The organism is Rhizobium sp. SVR5-2C, from assembly GCF_056755115.1.
On record NZ_JBNDHT010000676.1, the window covers coordinates 1 to 229 of the forward strand.

The window sequence follows — 229 nt, forward strand, 5'->3', positions numbered from 1 at the left end:
AAGATCTTGCCCGAGGTGGTGATCTATGACGCCACGCTGATGACCTGTCTTCCGGTCAGCCTGTCGATGACCTCGGGCCTGGATGCTATGGCTCATGCTGTCGAAGCGCTCTACGCGCAGGATCACAACCCGATCTCGACCCTTCTGGCCATCGAGGGCTTGCGCGCCTGCCGGTCCGCACTTCCGGAAACCTTGGCGGCCTCAAGCGATATCGAGGCGCGGGCCGAAT

1 pseudogene is annotated in these 229 nt (G+C 62.0%); it reads left to right on the plus strand.

The features are described 5' to 3' along the window. Positions 1-229 (plus strand): annotated as a pseudogene (locus tag ACPYOI_RS37340) (maleylacetate reductase); the annotation flags it as partial.